General features: G+C 48.8%; 1 protein-coding gene. It reads left to right on the forward strand.

What is annotated here, in order from left to right; all coding sequences use genetic code 11:
• Positions 1 to 302 precede the first annotated feature (302 nt).
• A complete protein-coding gene (locus C4F40_RS16025) occupies positions 303 to 710 on the forward strand; it encodes a DUF5675 family protein (RefSeq protein WP_231390093.1) in 408 nt (135 codons plus the stop codon).
• Positions 711 to 787 lie beyond the last annotated feature (77 nt).

Genomic DNA, 787 nt, shown 5'->3' on the forward strand with positions numbered 1-787 from the left:
CCTGATCGAATCCGGACTGGCAGTTCCCCTCGATGCCGATAACGTCGAGTGGAGCTATACGGCTACTGTGGCAAACGCAGACTATGAAAATGCGATCTATCGGATCACCATGCTCGACACCCCCAAGAATATCACAACGGTAATCAAAGCATACGGTGAGGACATGACTTCCTAGCGTAGGGTGACTAGGAGTTAGGTGGCTAGGGGGTAGGTGGAAGGAGTTAGAGACTAGATCGTCCTAACTCCTAAAATCTAACTCCTAACACCTCAATATTCAATACTCAATACTTAATACTAAAAGAATGAAAACACAGATCACCCTGATACTCGAAAGGAAATACGGGGAGCGGGGAACAAACGGAACCATTTATTTTCTGGGCGACGCGGTCTGCCATACCATTGAGTTACCATGGCAGGATAACAAGCCACGCGAAAGCTGTATCCCCGAGGGGCGCTACAAACTCAAAAAAAGGGTCTACCCCAAGAATGGTGAACAGATCGGAATCCCATCCGTGCAAGGACGCGAAGCGATTCTGATCCATCCAGCCAATAACGCGATGAAAGAGTTACATGGTTGTATCGCTCCGGTTACGACGCTTACCGGAGAGGGTACCGGCGACCATAGCCGTAAGGCACTCGAGGAGCTGAAAGAACTGGTGTACAGTCTGTGGGATATGGAAGCAGAAGTGTTTTTGGTGATTAGGAGTTAGTGACCAGTAATTGGTGACTAGTAATTGGTGACTAGGGGGGTAGAACTGTTTTTCTCCTCTTGCGAGGAGGAACGACG

The organism is Sphingobacterium pedocola, from assembly GCF_015209965.1.
GTDB classification, from domain to species: domain Bacteria; phylum Bacteroidota; class Bacteroidia; order Sphingobacteriales; family Sphingobacteriaceae; genus Sphingobacterium; species Sphingobacterium pedocola.

Coding starts and splice junctions, on each gene's coding strand:
- C4F40_RS16025 (WP_231390093.1), top strand. CDS start 303: ATGAAAACACAGATCACCCTGATACTCGAAAGGAAATACGGGGAGCGG.